Annotated in this window: 14 protein-coding genes; 11 read left to right on the plus strand and 3 right to left on the minus strand. The window is 46.0% G+C overall.

Annotation, left to right across the window (positions count from 1 at the left end):
- Nucleotides 1-5 precede the first annotated feature (5 nt).
- Nucleotides 6-902: a hypothetical protein gene (locus BLS15_RS06885; protein WP_090510619.1), complete on the minus strand. Its 897-nt coding sequence runs from the start codon at nucleotides 900-902 to the stop codon at nucleotides 6-8.
- Between the two features lie 429 nt (nucleotides 903-1,331).
- Between BLS15_RS06885 and BLS15_RS06890 the strand changes: the two genes are divergently transcribed.
- From BLS15_RS06890 to BLS15_RS06905, 4 genes are all read left to right on the plus strand, one after another.
- A complete protein-coding gene (locus BLS15_RS06890) occupies nucleotides 1,332-2,243 on the plus strand; it encodes an ATP-binding cassette domain-containing protein (RefSeq protein ID WP_090510622.1) in 912 nt (303 codons plus the stop codon).
- Nucleotides 2,236-2,940, plus strand: a complete 705-nt coding sequence (locus tag BLS15_RS06895) for a hypothetical protein (protein WP_090510624.1) — start codon at nucleotides 2,236-2,238, stop codon at nucleotides 2,938-2,940. The genes BLS15_RS06890 and BLS15_RS06895 overlap by 8 nt, the downstream gene beginning before the upstream one ends.
- A 334-nt stretch (nucleotides 2,941-3,274) precedes the next feature.
- The gene (locus BLS15_RS06900; protein ID WP_021253788.1) at nucleotides 3,275-3,541 is read left to right on the plus strand and encodes a CD3324 family protein; all 267 of its coding nucleotides are present in this window, start codon (nucleotides 3,275-3,277) and stop codon (nucleotides 3,539-3,541) included.
- Nucleotides 3,542-3,802: 261 nt separating this feature from the next.
- Nucleotides 3,803-4,852, plus strand: a complete 1,050-nt coding sequence (locus BLS15_RS06905) for a phosphotransferase enzyme family protein (RefSeq protein ID WP_028533007.1) — start codon at nucleotides 3,803-3,805, stop codon at nucleotides 4,850-4,852.
- Between the two features lie 74 nt (nucleotides 4,853-4,926).
- On the opposite strand, the gene BLS15_RS06910 is transcribed toward BLS15_RS06905, so the two are convergent.
- Nucleotides 4,927-6,525, minus strand: a complete 1,599-nt coding sequence (locus BLS15_RS06910) for a M3 family metallopeptidase (protein ID WP_254777298.1) — start codon at nucleotides 6,523-6,525, stop codon at nucleotides 4,927-4,929.
- A 351-nt stretch (nucleotides 6,526-6,876) separates the two neighbouring features.
- On the opposite strand from BLS15_RS06910, the gene BLS15_RS06915 reads away from it, so the two are divergent.
- The 3 genes from BLS15_RS06915 (at nucleotide 6,877) to BLS15_RS06925 (ending at nucleotide 10,609) form a co-directional block, all read left to right on the plus strand.
- Nucleotides 6,877-7,719 carry an aldo/keto reductase gene (locus BLS15_RS06915; RefSeq protein WP_021261505.1) on the plus strand — a complete coding sequence of 281 codons (843 nt, stop codon included), beginning with the start codon at nucleotides 6,877-6,879 and terminating at the stop codon, nucleotides 7,717-7,719.
- Nucleotides 7,720-7,910: 191 nt separating this feature from the next.
- Nucleotides 7,911-9,530 carry an AraC family transcriptional regulator gene (locus BLS15_RS06920; protein ID WP_139170645.1) on the plus strand — a complete coding sequence of 540 codons (1,620 nt, stop codon included), beginning with the start codon at nucleotides 7,911-7,913 and terminating at the stop codon, nucleotides 9,528-9,530.
- A gap of 110 nt (nucleotides 9,531-9,640) precedes the next feature.
- A complete protein-coding gene (locus BLS15_RS06925) occupies nucleotides 9,641-10,609 on the plus strand; it encodes an ABC transporter substrate-binding protein (protein WP_028533004.1) in 969 nt (322 codons plus the stop codon).
- 84 nt (nucleotides 10,610-10,693) lie between these two features.
- Here BLS15_RS06925 and BLS15_RS06930 read toward each other — a convergent pair whose 3' ends face one another.
- Nucleotides 10,694-11,230, minus strand: coding sequence for a superoxide dismutase family protein (locus BLS15_RS06930; RefSeq protein ID WP_021253782.1), 537 nt, complete (start codon nucleotides 11,228-11,230; stop codon nucleotides 10,694-10,696).
- A gap of 256 nt (nucleotides 11,231-11,486) precedes the next feature.
- On the opposite strand from BLS15_RS06930, the gene BLS15_RS06935 reads away from it, so the two are divergent.
- The 4 genes from BLS15_RS06935 to ppdK all read left to right on the plus strand — a co-directional run bounded on the left by BLS15_RS06935 (nucleotide 11,487) and on the right by ppdK (nucleotide 16,056).
- Entirely contained in the window at nucleotides 11,487-11,831 is a 345-nt protein-coding gene (locus tag BLS15_RS06935; RefSeq protein WP_021253780.1) for a CHY zinc finger protein, read from the plus strand.
- 300 nt (nucleotides 11,832-12,131) lie between these two features.
- Nucleotides 12,132-13,190 (plus strand): type I glyceraldehyde-3-phosphate dehydrogenase, encoded by a 1,059-nt coding sequence (gap, locus tag BLS15_RS06940; RefSeq protein ID WP_021253778.1) that lies wholly within the window; start codon nucleotides 12,132-12,134, stop codon nucleotides 13,188-13,190.
- Nucleotides 13,151-13,330, plus strand: coding sequence for a GapA-binding peptide SR1P (locus BLS15_RS06945; protein ID WP_021253777.1), 180 nt, complete (start codon nucleotides 13,151-13,153; stop codon nucleotides 13,328-13,330). The genes gap and BLS15_RS06945 overlap by 40 nt, the downstream gene beginning before the upstream one ends.
- Nucleotides 13,327-16,056: a pyruvate, phosphate dikinase gene (gene ppdK / locus BLS15_RS06950; RefSeq protein ID WP_021253776.1), complete on the plus strand. Its 2,730-nt coding sequence runs from the start codon at nucleotides 13,327-13,329 to the stop codon at nucleotides 16,054-16,056. Before BLS15_RS06945 ends, ppdK begins: the two co-directional genes overlap by 4 nt.
- The last annotated feature ends 90 nt before the right edge of the window (nucleotides 16,057-16,146 follow it).

The raw sequence follows: 16,146 nt of genomic DNA on the forward strand, positions 1-16,146 counted from the left end.
GTGTATTATTCGGTTTGCTTGGAGTCGCGACAGTGCCATAATAGTTTCATCACATCAACCCGCTCATACGAGCACCATTGCTCCCATTGCTTGATTGCGCCTTCTAATCCACCGACCTGTGGCTGCACCGTTGTAATTGCACGGTTGAAGCGGGAACTGAATGGAATGAACGAGAGCGGCGAACCGGCGGTGATATGAATTTGGTTCCACCTTTTATGGGTAGTCGTAGTTGTACCATCCGTATCGGCCACATCCATTTCAAATACCGTAAAGGAGTGGATATCTCCCTGCTTGCTGAGCATAGACATCGCAGGTGCGGTGATTGCATCCATGCTGTGTGAATAGTTCTGTAGGGCGTCAGGCTGTACCGTGATATATTCAACATAGAATGCACATTCTGGCGGCAAGTTCGTCTCTTCTCCGATTACACAGTTAGGTATAAGATGAGCTGATAAGGTTCGGCTGTGTGAGCGGAGCTGTTCAGTCATGCAGGGATCGCCATCGTTTCCATACGTCTGTTCCAGCGCCGTAAATTCCGCTGCGCTCACGTCCGGAGGAAGCTTGTAAATGAATAGATCGCTCCATTGCGATTTGTTCGTTCTTCCTTGTACAACGAGAGAGGTGCGGAATCCCCATGCCTCTAACAAAACTCCATGCGAGATCATGTGCTGTAGAAGAGCTTCGTATCGTCGTTCCCATTCCGGAATTGCATTTGTCTGTACCGTCCGTAAAACGTACTTCGCTTGATGATTCGTCATTGGTTCTGGGTGAGGAAAATTGAAACGATCGCGATTTGCAGGTGTAATCCGAAAGCTTCTACGTAGCCAGAGTATAGATGCACAAGCAAAAATAATGACGAGGAGCATTACCGTTCCCAAACTTGTCATGATGATCGTAAGCATAAGTTGTAGTCCTCTCTATTGTTCATTTACAAACCATATGAAGTGACTTGCTTTGTTCTCCTGGACACTTTTCGAGCGAACGGGAAGGATTTCGTTGATCAACGTACTTCACAAGTTTGTAGCTACAACATCTAATTGTAGCGAACCTTAAAGCTAACAACATCAATCGCAGGAAGGATATCGATTCCATCTGGCGATGTAATCTTACGCGGGCAAGAAAGAAGATGTTCATGATGCTCATGTAAAATGGGGATCGGAACAGAGTGTTCCTCAACGGTTCGGTCATGATCTGGATATCGAATAACTGCGGTATGGATTGACAACGTTTATTCTTCTTTGCATGCTGTTACAACCTATTAAGATAATGGTACTATATAGCATGTGCATGTTTGTTTTTAGTGGAAATGATAGATTCGGGAGGATATCTGATTGGAAGGGTTAGTAAAGTTGGAGCAAGTGACGAAGAGCTATGATCGTCGAGTCATCCTGCAACGTGTAGAATTGTCTATCGGAGCGCATGAAGCAGTATCGATTACAGGAACGAATGGATCGGGGAAAAGCACGCTGCTCCGCTTGATTGCCGGATTAGCCAAGCCGACGACCGGAATGATTCATCGTCACGGAGGAAGCAAACAGCGTATTGGCTTCGTTCCTGATCGACTGCCGAAGCTGCGGCTTACACTGGAAGAGTACCTATTTTCCATGGGTGGTATGCAAGGGATGAGCAAGGAAGCCATATCTGCACGGCTGGATGAATTGCTTGCCTTGTTCAAAATGGAGGATGCAGCTGCACGTAGAATGAATATTTTTTCCAAAGGGATGCTGCAAAAGGTGAACCTCATGCAAGCTGTACTGAATAAACCTGATTTATTGCTGCTGGACGAGCCTCTATCCGGATTGGATACGGACTCACAGCGAGAGCTTATTCGTCTGCTCGGACATATGAAGCAGCAAGGCATTGCAATGGTGATGTCATGTCATGAGGCATCTTTGGTCGATCAGCTTGCGGATCGATGCGTAAGCATTCACCGTGGCTCTATTTCAATTACAAAGGTTCGTCCGCTCGAGGAAGATGTGCAGATTGAGGTGACGGTACCGACATCTCTGTCTCTAAGTGATGAGATCGCTCGAATAGAAGGGATTCTCGGTTATAAAGAGCATGATACAATCTCGGACAGGTATGTCATACGTTCGAGGCAGCATGATTCAGATCACGTGCTGTTAGAGCTGCTAATGCGGAAATGTTCGATTGTATCCGTTCAAGCAAGTGCCGCCCATGGATATACTGGTTCAAATTATGCGCAGCAGCCTTCTCGACAGGAGGAACGCGAATATGCTTAAAGCAACCATATGGTACTTGCTGCGCAACTACAGTCGATCGTATCGCTACATACCGCCGTTATTCACGTTCTTGATTAGTTTGGGCTTGTTCTATACGTATTCACCGAATCCGATTATGGGCAGCTTCTCATTCACGACGATGCTGATTTATATCATGGCAGCATGGTTCAGCTACAGCTTCCTGAAGACGGAGCATGCGGTTCAGGAAGAACTGACAATCTTGCATGTGAAGAGCCGAGCACTCTATTTGATCGGGCTTATTTGTTCGGTTGCGCTTATCATGTGTTTCATTGTTGTGGTTGCAATTGTTTACCCAATCGTGTTCGATAAATTTGACGAGCCTATTCGGTTCGAGCATCTCATTGTCGGGCTGTTCACGCACCTCAGCTCTGCACTCCTCGGAATTGCGATATCGCTGTACTTCGCGAAACGGGTGGAGCGTGCTAGCTATGCAATTGGCGGGATACTGCTTATTCTTGCACTGTCCTTCTGTCAAGGAGCACTTATCGCAAAAGCAGGCATAGCAGGTGCGCTTCTATCATGGGTATTTCCGCCTGCCTATCATACGATGAATATGCTGCTGAACTATAGCAGTTATACGATGACATCAACTGTTGGTACGATCGGGTTATCTATTGGATATGCGGTGCTACTGATGATTCTGCTCGTTCAAGTGCTGAAGCGGGTTGAAGAGTAGTCTGCAGATCATGGGCGCAATTATATGGAGGTACATAATATAAACGAGAGACTCTTACGAAGCGAGGAGTAATATATGGGGAAAATCAAAATCAGCTAAGGGCTATCGCTAGTTTATTACTTTATTTTCTTTGATAAGGAGAATCGCCATGACTGATAACGGTAGGTTACAGATGCGCTCTATGCAAAGTCTGAACTATGAACAACGGCGGTTGTTTGTATAGAGCTGAAGCCTGAATGAAATAGATACCGCCATGACTTCAAATGAAGTTATGAAGTTGATAGCTTAGACTTTGCTCTCTTCACAGTACATTTCTGTAAGGAGTAGAGCGAAGATGAAATATGTAAATGCAGATCGAGTATTACCCAAGACATTGATTCAAGAGATTCAAAAATATATCCAAGGCGGACTGCTATATGTCCCTGCGCCGAAGTCGCAGCATAAGAAATGGGGCGAACAATCGGGAGGCAGGAAGATGTTGAACAGGCGGAACACGGCTATTCGTCATTCCTTTGCAGCGGGCTCAACGGTAGATGAGCTTGCAGAGCAATATTGCTTATCCTCAGACAGCATTAAGAAGATTGTATATACAAAATCATAGTGATTTGGATGTAAAGACTGCATCAGAGGGATCTGGTGCAGTCTTTTTTATTAGCAACATGTTGCAGCTTCTTGCAGCGTGTTTGTAATGTTTGTTTGATTTTTTCCCTATGTTGCTTGGAGTGCACCTACTACAATAAAGGCTGTAAGAGCAGCTTATGAATGTGTCGACCGAGAAATAGTTCGATAAGAACATCCAAGCTTCGATACGAACTTCATGTGGCAAAGTGCTCGAATATGCTCAATATTGGAGTGGAGAAAAATGATTTCATTCTTTCAATTCGACACGAACGAAGAGAAACATGTGCTGCTGGCACGGGCGAGAAATGTGGCGCTAAATGCTATTCAGAAGTATGACATCGCATGGAAAAAAATCCAATTCATACAGTTGTCGGATACGATTACGTATAAGATTGAAGCGACTTCTCAAGAATGTTATCTACTGCGTATTCACTCGGATCGGTGCAGTCGAGATGAGATTGCTTCCGAACTCGCCTTTCTTCAGATATTGCATCATTCGAAGGAGCTGACAGTGCCGACTGGGGTGGCGAGCAAGGATGGATCCTATGTAATTGAAGTGGAAACGGAAATGGGTTATTGCAGGCCCTATGTCACGTTGATGAGATGGGTAGAAGGGGAGCATGCTATGGCATTAACGGATAGCCAAGCGTATCGAACCGGTACGATGATGGCACGACTCCATGAGGAAGCTGCACATTATGTTCCTTCCTCTGATTTCACACGTCCCGCCTGGGGCATTGACAGTTTTAGGAAGGAGTTCAAGAAGCTCGAACGATATTACCCTCGATTTTTAGCCAAGCAAGGTTGGGATCTCTATCAAGCAGCGGCCGATAAGGTTATTGCTCAAGTTGCCGGGATGGAACGAAATGCTGATACATATGGTCTGATTCATGCTGATTTGCATACAGGGAATGTTGTATATACCGGGGAAGAGCCACGTCCGATTGATTTTGGTCGGTGCGGTTATGGTTATTATCTTTATGATATGGCGGGTGCACTATTAGGACTTGGTGTAAAGCAGCGCAAGCAGTTTATTGCAGGATATGAAAATGTGAAAAAGCTGTCCAGCGGCTATATTCAGCAGGTGGAGTGTTTTTTTATCATGTTTATGATCGAGAACTACTGTCATCATGCTGCAAATCCGGAAGAGACGGAAAATCTGAAATCCGAACAGGTATTTGCACAAACGTATTTGCATGCCTTTTTGCAAGATTCGTCGTTTTTATTCCGCCGAGTTGATCCGGTTCAAATAGGAAGTCCAGTGAACCCGGTGAACATCACTTCTCATTAGAACGTGCAAGGGGAATGCGTAGCGAGATATTATTCTCTCTTGCATTCCCCATATGTACGAGTACGATTGTTGTATTATTGTTTGCAGTGCGAGCTTACGAACTGTTGGACAAAATACTTAGGATGAAGTGGCTCGCCCGTTGCACGTTTCAATAGATCATTCCATGTCCATGTCGCGCCAGGGAAGAAAACTTGCTCCTTTACATAAGTTCCAGCTTCTAGAGAGAACAAGTCTCGCGAAATGTTCGTCATGATATAATGATGCAGTTGGGAAGCGGTCAGTTCACCTAATATATAGCTTTGATAGCTTACGGGAGCGAGCGTGAAATGCATCTTGGCGGCCCAGTCCGGATGCCGGGTATCCTCTGGCGCTTGCAAGTGCTGGATCTCTTCTACGAGCTGCCACCAACGTTCATTCACATTGGTATGCGGACGCTCATACAACTCGCGCTCGAACTTCACAAATGTAATATACCATCTCATACTGACCAGCATCTCGCGTTGAAGAGTATCGCGCAGGGCAGAGGCATGGGAAGCAAAGGCGGTTGGTTCCGGCTTAATGAAGCGGGTAATCCAATCCTGATCCTTTGTCATTCGGCCAAAGAGCATCGCAATCGCTTCGGTAGTAAGCGTATGGGCAGGCTTGCGTAGAAGGAAAGGCAGCGCTGCGTCAATATTTTTCTCATATGCCGCATGACCGAACTCGTGCAGCATCACACTCATCCAAAATTCGCTCGGATTCATGCTCATCATGACGCGTGGTTCGCCCGTACGTCCCATATCCGTGCAATACCCATATGGATATTTCTTATCGCGCGGATATAGGTCACTGCGTGCGATTACATCTGTGATATTGAGCCCCATACTTTGAAACGTCTCTGCTGTAATGGCTTCCATCCTTTTATTTTGTAAATACTCAGCCATACTCCATTCACTGACGGCAGGCGTACTTTGAAAGAACGGATCTGAATAATGCCACGGCCTAAGCTGCGATACCGTAATACGAAACTTTTGAGCTAGTTCCTCGTCAATTTGCTGCTTCACGAGCCGATACGGTTCTTCACTCTGGACAAGCAGCTCATCGATTAAGGCAAATACGACGTCAAGATCGAGATCCTGCGCGCTATATTGCATCTGATAATAATTGTCGTAACCAAGTGTGCGAGCCTCTTCATTGCGCTGCTGGATAAGCTGCAGTGCGCGATCGCAGACCTGCTTGCCGATTTGCTTGCTAGCGAGCCATGCCTGCTTGCGTTCTTCCGGATCAAGACTCGTTTCCAGAATCGTGCGAATATCATTATTCGATACATGCTGGTTCTGTATGGTAGGACGGTAGGAATTGAAAATGTCCACTAGTTCCTTCGTCATGCGAGTAGAGCGTTCAGCCAGCTGCGGATCTAACTGTTGATTGATCATCAAGTGGTGAAGCTCTGTAAGCTGACGTTGTTGTAATGATGTAAGCTGCTTATTCTCTAGGTGCTTCGTAATGAGGGCGAACCGCTCTGTATCTGATAAATAACGCTTCCATTCATTTTGAGCAACCTCCAACGCATCATTCCATGATTCCTCACCTGTAGAAGTTACCATCCATCCTGCTTGACCAATCTTTACGCTTAGCTCCTTAAGAATCTTGTTCTCACGCTGCAAAAAAGACTCCAAATCCATGACATCCATAAGAATTCTCCTCTCCATAACACTACTAGCACAATGTGTAAGTTTATAGTTATTACCATACCAAAATAATGAAATTTGGAATTTTTGATTTATGGCATTAATCGTACAATTAGGTAGGTATTATTGACGTATAGCTGGCTGTACCGGGGAAATGAATAGAGCAGGCAGCTCCAATTAACAGTTACTTAGAGGTAACAAGGTTACTTCTAGGTTACTAGAACACTTCAAAGTGCGTACTTCCTTTTCGAATTCATGTAAGCCATAATGCATGTATCGCATTATATTGATATTCGCCGATCACATGATGTGAACGGGTGGACGATCATGAAGAAGACTTAGGAGGAACGTGAAATGGCAGCGAATTTACAAGATAGAGTGACATTGCATAATGGAGTGACAATGCCGTGGTTCGGACTTGGTGTGTTCAAGGTGAATGACGGTTCCGAAGTTGTCGATTCCGTTGCGGCAGCAATCAAGAATGGATACCGCAGTATTGATACTGCGGCTATATATGGAAATGAAGAAGGCGTAGGACAAGGGATCCAAATCGGATTGAAAGAAGCGGGTATCGCGAGAGAAGACTTGTTCATCACTTCGAAAGTGTGGAATGCGGACTTGGGTTATGAATCTACGCTTGCAGCCTATGATGAAAGCCTGAAGAAGCTCGGTCTCGAATATTTGGATTTGTATCTAATTCACTGGCCGGTAGAAGGTAAGATTAAAGACGCATGGAGAGCGTTGGAGACCCTTTATAAAGCTGGCCGCGTGAAAGCAATTGGGGTGAGCAACTTCCATATTCATCATTTGCAAGATTTGCTGAAGGATGCAGAAATCAAACCAATGATCGACCAAGTCGAATTCCATCCACGTTTGACACAGCAAGAGCTTCGCGAATTTTGCTTGGAGCAAGGCATTCAGTTTGAGGCATGGTCTCCGCTTATGCAAGGACAACTGCTTGATCAACCTGAATTGCAAGAGATTGCTAGCAAGCACGGAAAATCGGTTGCACAAGTAATCTTGCGTTGGGATTTGCAGCATGGCGTCATTACCATTCCTAAATCGATTAAGGAACATCGGATCGTAGAGAATGCCTCCATTTTCGATTTTGAATTGTCACCAGAAGAGATGGAGCGCATTGACGGATTGAATCAACATCATCGTGTTGGTCCAGATCCCGACAATTTCGACTTCTAAATTGGATAACGAAGGGCTGCCCAAGTCACTAGTGTGACAAGGGGCAGCCTTTTTACGTTTATTGAACGGTCATCATGCATCATCTATAGACAAATGAAAACGAACATGAGAAAATAAATGACTGATATTGAGAATCATTATTAATTAAATAATAATCGTGGTTAACGAATGATAGGAGTAGGGGGAAAGTGGTGAAAGAGGATATACACAACGCCTTTTTACATAAGACCTTGTTGGAAATCAAAGAGATGGAGCAGGTTGCAATTCACGATAGTAGGAAATGGGAGAAAAAAGAGCTTATATCGCATATGTTACTGTTTGTAGTGAAGGGTAAAGGAAAATTGTACATGAACGACGGATGTAATGCTGCAGAGCTGCTGCCGAATACTGTTTTTCTATTGCCGGTCGGATCCGTTCTTGCAGCTGAATGCGCCGCGAAACATGGACTGCACCTCTATAAAATCGAGTTCGACATCTATCGCGCAATGGAATGGAGCGATAAGAGAAGAGTATATGAGAAGGAGTTGACTTTGCCTGTTAGCGGGGAAATACGGGTCGAGCAGCAGCATCACATTAGACGCTTGATTCGATTATTATGCAAGGACAGCCCCTCTATAACGCGTATGGCTCATTCCCCTTATCAGCCTCATCTACATGATATATTAAGCGTCATATTTGAAAACAGGACGTCCAGGATATTAGATAGCACCGACAATTTGCTGGATTGCACAATTGAGTATATGCAGCAGGCATTTTCCACAAATATTACCTTGGCCAAGCTAGCAGATCAGGCTGGTATGAATCCTTCTTATTTCTCTCAACTATTCAAAAGGAAAATGAAGAAGAGTCCAATCGAGTATTTGACCGATCTGCGCATGAATCAGGCGAAGAAGCAATTGCTGCAGCCAAACGGTAAAATACGCGACATTGCCCAAGATGTCGGATACAAGGATGAGTTTTATTTCAGCAGGCGATTTAAGACATACAGCGGAATCGCACCAACCGCATATATGAAGCAGCAGCATATACATATCGTGTCACTCTCTCAGCCATACACAGACCATCTTTTAACACTGGGCGTGAAGCCATTAGCCATACATATCGACAAAGAAGCGCCAATGATGTCTATGCCAGTCTATGATCGAATGTGGGAACGATATCGAGAATCGTTATTGATGAACAAGCCCGATATGATTTTGTGCAAGGATCACATTTCCCAGCAAATGAACAGGTATTTTGGGGATATCGCTCCCATTGTAACGATTCCTTGGAAGCGTTTAGACGTGTTCGGACACATGCGCGAGATTGCCCGTCTTGTGGGTAAAGAAAATGAAGCTTATGAATGGATAGCACGTCACGAAGAACGAGTCGATCGCGACCAAAAAAAAGTAAAAGCAATGATCGGGGAAGGTACGGTTGGGCTGCTTACATTTGTCGATCATAAAGTAAAACTATATGGCGCGCGCAACATTGGACATGTGTTTTATCGATCTTTGAATTTATCACCACCTGAACAAATTCGAAGAGAAATAGATAAGCACTTGCCTGGAACGGTCTTTAATTGGATGTCTGCGACCACAGCAAATTTATCTGATTGCGATACGGACTATTTGTTCCTTGTAACGAAGTCTGGAGAGTGGGCGAGAGATTCCATAAAAGAGTTACAGCAGAGCGAAGGCTGGCGCAGTCTCCCTGCCGTGAAGTATGGTAATGTGCATGTGTTGGATTGGGACAAATGGATGATGTATTCTCCACGGTCAATTGAAAGTCAACTCAGCGAGGCCGTAAGTCTGCTCATGGCTGCAAAATAAAAATTATACAAGTAGATATCTAAAGATATGGCATGGATTAATGGATAGAGTTCGATCATAATAATGATTATCATTTTCATTTAAACAACATATAAAGGGGTTTTGGCATCATGATTACACGTCATCGCATGAAGATACTTACTTGTATCTGCACATTACTCGTAATGATTACTGCAGCATGCAGCGGGCAAGTGCCCTCAAATAAACAGAGTGAATCGGGGAAATCATTACAGGTTCAAACGGCCACTTCCGATACGAAGCTGCCAGCTGATATTGCAGGAGCAGACAAACGGATTGCGGTATTATCTATTCCTTTTACGAGCGACTTGCTTGCTTTAGGAATTACCCCGATAGGAGCGGTCACGCAAAAAGGTAAAGAGTTTCTCCCACATGTAGCTGATCTCTTGCCACATACGCAAAATTTAGGGAATTCCCAAGATCCCAACCTTGAAGCGCTCGTGAACGTGGAACCAGACCTTATCATCGCGCAGGAAGAGCTGATAAAAGGCAAGGATGAACTTGAGAAGATTGCGCCGACAATTGTGCTTAATTTCAAGCAATCGACCTGGCAAGAACAGTTGCAGCAACTCGGTAAGGCGTTAGGTAAAGAAAAGGAGGCCGAAGCGTTCATTGCCGATTATAAGCAAAAAGCCGCTACAGCAAAAGAATCTATCAAGCAAGTGCTTGGTGACGAGACGGTGTTAGTGCTGCGCGTCATGAAAAAAGAGCTCAGAGTATACGGATTAGATCGCAATTATGGCTCATTGCTTTATCAAGACTTGGGGATTAAGCCCGCCAAGGGCTTAGAAAGTATAGGCCGAGGAAAGGAAGGGCCGCAAGCCATCTCCAGTGAGCTGCTGCCGGATTTCGATCCCGATCACATTCTGCTTGAGGTATCTGCTGACAAGGCTGCGCAGCAGCTGTTCAAAGAGTTGGAGGATAGCTCCATCTGGAAACATCTAAAGGCGGTTAAAAACGGCAACGTTCATACGATTGAACAGCAGCCATGGTTAGATTACTCGGCTCTTGGCCAGCTTAAATCGTTGGATGAGGCGGTAAACCTATTTACGCGCAAATAGGTGACGGCGTCTAGCAAACAATAAGGGGCTGCCATTACATCATCAAGGATGACGGGTGGAAGCCCCTTACTCTTATGACCATTCCTATTGAATGACCCCACATGCAATGCGATCACCTGAGTTGCCTGACGGATCAGTCTTATAATCATCAGGCTGTGCATGGATGATTAACGCTGTACCGCCTGACTTCAACAGCGAATTCGGCTTATCCTTCTCCAGCGTGACCATCTCGGTTGTGAAGGTGGCTTGCGCTTTGCCGTCTTCTCCTACCTCAAGATTCGGCAAATCTCCACTATGGTAACCCTTCGGATTCTCAAAGCCATGCTCCTTATGAGTCGGGTTCAAGTGGGCCTCAGCGGTCTTGAAATCAGGGGTATCGCAACGGCCTACCGCGTGAAAGTGTATGCCATGCTTACCTGGTGACAGACTTTGGACATCGATCGCCATTTGAACCTTATTGCCGACTTGAGTTAGCTGTGCCGTACCGATGGAATCCCCTTTCGTGTTAATGATATTTACGTTTACACTGGGAGACTTCACTCCGGCCATTGTTTCCTTAGCTACACATGCGCTAAGCAGCAGACAGCTTGTCAGCAGGCACGCGAATACGAATTTCTTCATGTTGACCTCCTTGAGTAATATCGTGTCGGTAACAGTGTTCACCTATTTTTCAGAAAGAAAACCGTCTTTCTTTAATTTTGCTCGTGGCTGGAGAATGAAGTTTGCAAATATGGTATGCTTGTACAAGAAGAAACGAGACAAGGTACTATACAAGGGGCTAGCACGATACATGATGTTTGCGATAGATATGAAGCATGCTAATTTGAAGATAGCAATAAGAAAGTAATAGGAAGAGAGCCTAAAGCGAGGGTTGAGCATGATTCAGGTGAAAGGTGCAATTGATACGAAGACGAGATGCCGTCATTATCATTCAGAGGTGGACGTAATTGCGATTAAGTTCAAATGCTGTGGTACGTATTATGGCTGCTATTATTGTCATGAGGAGGCAGAGGATCACGAGCCTATGGTATGGCCAATAGCGGAATGGGGTACGAAGGCGATTTTATGTGGCAATTGCCATACGGAGCTCACGATTCATGAGTATCTTAGTTGTAACTATGAGTGCCCGATATGTCGAACCTCATTTAACCCAGGATGCAAGAACCACGATCATTTGTATTTTGAACAAGAGAAGGTAACGGCGGTTGTGAGTAAAGGCTAGAGAAGCAGACGGAAAATATACTTTCTTACTATGGAATACACAAAAGATGACTTCTGAATGGATCAGAGGTCATCTTTTTTTGTGGGATCTAGCTATGGCTAGGAATGTGCAGTTGTTTGTGGTCATTAAGACATGCTTGATGTTGTTTATAGTATGTATTATATGCACCCAATTTTCATTATAATACACATTTAAACCGTTGATTACCGAAATAAAATCGAATATAGTGTGTATTATATATTGAAATTCCATTTATTATGACGTAATATATGAGTTGAGCAAAGGAGGTTCAAACGATATATGCTGAAACGACTCGGTGTGAGTGGTACAGGAAGAATCGGCAGATTAGTTATTCGCAGTCTGTTCATGAATGGAAACGGTGCATCACTTGGCCTTATTAATTCTACCTGTGCACCTGATCAATTGGCGCATCTCTTGAAGTATGATTCGATTCACGGTCGCTGGGAGGAAGATATTAAGGCGGGAGATCAATGCCTTATCATTCGGGGACATCGGATTCCGTTAGTAAGCGAACGCAACCCAGAACTGCTGCCATGGAGAGAGCACGGAATTGATGTTGTCGTTGATGCAACAGGGAAGTTTAAGAGTCGTTCAGAAGCATCCCTGCATCTGCAAGCGGGAGCGAAGCGGGTTGTCGTGACAGCCCCAGGTAAGGATCTGGATTGTACTATCGTAATGGGCGTGAACGAGCACGCATATGATCCGCAGGAGCATACACTTATTTCTACTGCTTCCTGCACAACGAATTGTCTAGCTCCGCTTCTTCATGTTCTTGATCAGGAATTTGGCTTGGGCTACGGTTGGATGACGACGGTCCATGCGTATACGAATGATCAGAAGCATCTGGATAATGCACATTCGGACTGGAGAAGAGGCCGTGCTTGCGGCAGCTCCATTATTCCAACTTCAACAGGAGTTGGCAAAGCCTTGAAGGATATTCTGCCCCATCTGGCGGAGCGGGTTCAGGGTCTGTCCTTGCGAGTTCCCGTGCAAAATGTATCCTTAGTCGACCTTACTGCTCACTTGCACTGTGAAGTTACGAAGGAAGACATCGTCCGCGCATTTACAAATGCGATTAAGGAAGGCATGGGGCATTATGTAGAATACAACGAGGAGCCGCTTGTCTCCTCCGATTATATTGGCAACAACAAATCTGCAATTATTGATGGGTTATCAATTCAAACATCAGGGTATCAGGTGAAGCTGCTGGCATGGTATGACAATGAATGGGCATACGCATGCCGTGTAACGGATTTCGTCAAGTATATGTTCGTCCAATCCGAGGAGGTAGAACAATCATGCGGAACCAAATCGATGAGCTCATTGATCAGTATGTAAAAGAGAACGACTTGGGCACAATCATTTGCCGATATTGTGATGACATTATTGATACACTGCCTACGAATGGCGTGAAGACGAAATATATGGTGTGTGACAAAGAAGCGTGCCGCGAGCAAGAGGGGAGTGCTACGGCTTGATAAGTGTGCGCGTGAATTCGTTCCGAAATGGTGGCAAAGAGGATGCTGAGCTGCTGGGCGGCAAAGGTGCTAATTTGGCTGAAATGACGAAGGCGGGACTCCCAGTCCCGCCAGGCTTCACCATAACGACAGAAATGTGCAGACAGTATTACAGCAATGGATGCCGACTTCCCGAGGGATTAATGGATGAAGTAATGCGTGCAATGGTGGAACTGGAAAGAGTACAGCAGCGCCGATTCGGCAGTGCTGAATGCCCGCTGCTTGTATCGGTTCGATCAGGCGCTGTGACATCAATGCCTGGAATGATGGATACGATACTCAATCTTGGGCTTACAGATCAGACAGTAGAAGGATTGGCTAAGCTCACGCACAATCGCAGATTCGCTTATGACTGTTATCGCCGCTTCATTCAAATGTATGGCTCTGTTGTCTATAATATCGAGGCTGTCCATTTCGAACGCATACTTCAGCAAGAAAAGCTGCTCGCTGGGTGCACCGAGGATCAACAGCTTACGGAAGAATCGCTGTGTTCTCTTGTTCAGAAGTTCAAGCAGCTCATTGAAGTGCGCTCGGAACGCCTATTCCCCCAGGATGTGAAGCAGCAGCTTCAAGAAGCAGTTGAGGCTGTATTTCTGTCTTGGTCGAGTCCAAGAGCGAAGGTATATCGGAAGGTGCATCACATCCCACACGATCAGGGTACTGCTGTCAATATACAGTCGATGGTATTCGGAAATATGGGGGAGACAAGTGGAACAGGCGTGTTGTTTACACGCAACCCATCAACAGGAGAACCCGACTTATTTGGTGAATACCTCATGAACGCGCAGGGTGAAGATGTAGTTGGTGGTACAAGAACGCCAGTTTTGATCTCGCAGCTCGAAGTAACGATGCCACATGCCTATGAGGAGCTGGCTTTATGCGCTAAGCAGTTAGAGCTTCAATATCGGGATATGCAGGATATTGAGTTTACGATCGAGAACGGGAAGTTGTATTTGCTCCAGACCCGCAATGCCAAACGCAATGCTAGAGCTGCCCTGCAAGTTGCAGCCGATCTAGTGAAGGAAGGCCTGATTAGCAAGGAAGAGGCCGTAATGAGAATTGATGTGCAGCACCTGAATCATATGCTTCATCGTTCGCTTCATACAGCTGCGGGCTATCGTGCAATCGCGACTGGGCTTCCTGCTTCACCAGGCGCGGCATGTGGGCAAGCGGTGTTCGACGCCGACACAGCAGATGAGTGGAAGCGACTAGGGAAGTCGGTTATTCTCCTTCGGATGGAGACAACACCGGAAGATATCCATGGTATTGTTGCCGCAGAAGGGATCGTAACACTGCGTGGCGGTATGACCAGTCATGCTGCCGTTGTAGCTCGGGGGATGGGTAAGCCGTGTGTGTGCGGCTGTGAAGCGCTGCAGATTGATGAGGAGCAGCGTCAGCTGATCGCCGAGGGGAATGTCCTTCGAGAGGGAGATTGGATTACGATTGATGGGGGCAGTGGACAGGTAATACCGGGGAGAATTGAGCTTCAAGATGCCAATGTATCACCCGAGATGCTGCTCATCTTGCAATGGGCGGATGAGATTCGTGCGATGAAGGTACTCGCGAATGCGGATTCACCAGCTGATGCCCGCAAAGCAAGAGAATTCGGTGCGGAAGGTATCGGCCTGTGCAGAACAGAGCACATGTTCCTGTCACCGGCAAGAGTGCCTATCGTACAGCAAATGATTATGGCAGATAAGGATATCGATCGTCAGCTGGCATTGAATCGGCTTTTGCCAATGCAGCGTGCAGACTTCGAAGATATGTTCCGTGAGATGAACGGATTGCCGGTTACCATTCGCCTGCTCGATCCCCCGCTGCATGAATTCCTCCCGAATCTTGAGGAGCTTACAGAGCGATTGGATGCACTTCGCTCCTCGGGACAAGAAGAACGTGAGCAGGAATATGAGCGCAAGGAGCTTGAACGGATGATCCGCCGAGTTCGGGATCTGGAAGAAACGAATCCAATGCTCGGACAGCGTGGCTGTAGACTTGGAATTATGTTCCCCGAAATTTATGAGATGCAGGTAGAAGCAATATTCCAAGCTGTGCTGCGTTGTCTTCGTGATGGTGTTGCAGTTCAGCCCCAGATTATGATCCCACTTGTCGGTCACGTTAATGAACTGCAATTCCTGCGCAACATTGTCGATCTCGTGGCGGAACAGGTATTGGGTGAAGAGAGACGTAATTGCATGTATAAGGTAGGAACGATGATCGAAGTGCCTCGCGCGGCATTAACAGCAGGCGAAATTGCTCGTTCTGCGGATTTCTTCTCCTTCGGTACGAATGATCTGACGCAAATGACATTTGGCTATAGTCGAGATGACGCGGAGGGGAAGTTCCTAACGCATTACGTGGAAAATAAGCTGCTTCCTCATAACCCATTTCAAGTGCTGGATACGGAAGGTGTTGGCAAGCTGATTGAGATGGCGGTCAATCAAGGCCGCTCCGTAAACCCGACGCTCACGACCAGCATTTGTGGGGAGCATGGTGGCGACTATGAATCCATTATGTTCTGTCATCAGATCGGCTTGGATTATGTTAGCTGCTCTCCGTATCGGCTTCCAGTCGCCCGTATTGCAGCGGCACAGGCGCAGATCCGTCTGGGAGGCGCATTAAGGCGACAAACAGAATCACATGCAGGAGAACGACCAGTAGATCAATCATCACAAGAAGCAGCGGTATGATTAGCTTGACCTTATAACCCTGCGCATGACTTACGGGGCGGAGTGCATGAACTTCTGCAATCAGGAGTTACGCACTTTCCGCCCAGAATG

It is taken from the genome of Paenibacillus sp. cl6col (genome assembly GCF_900102125.1).
Classification (GTDB): Bacteria; Bacillota; Bacilli; order Paenibacillales; family Paenibacillaceae; genus Paenibacillus_B; species Paenibacillus_B suaedae.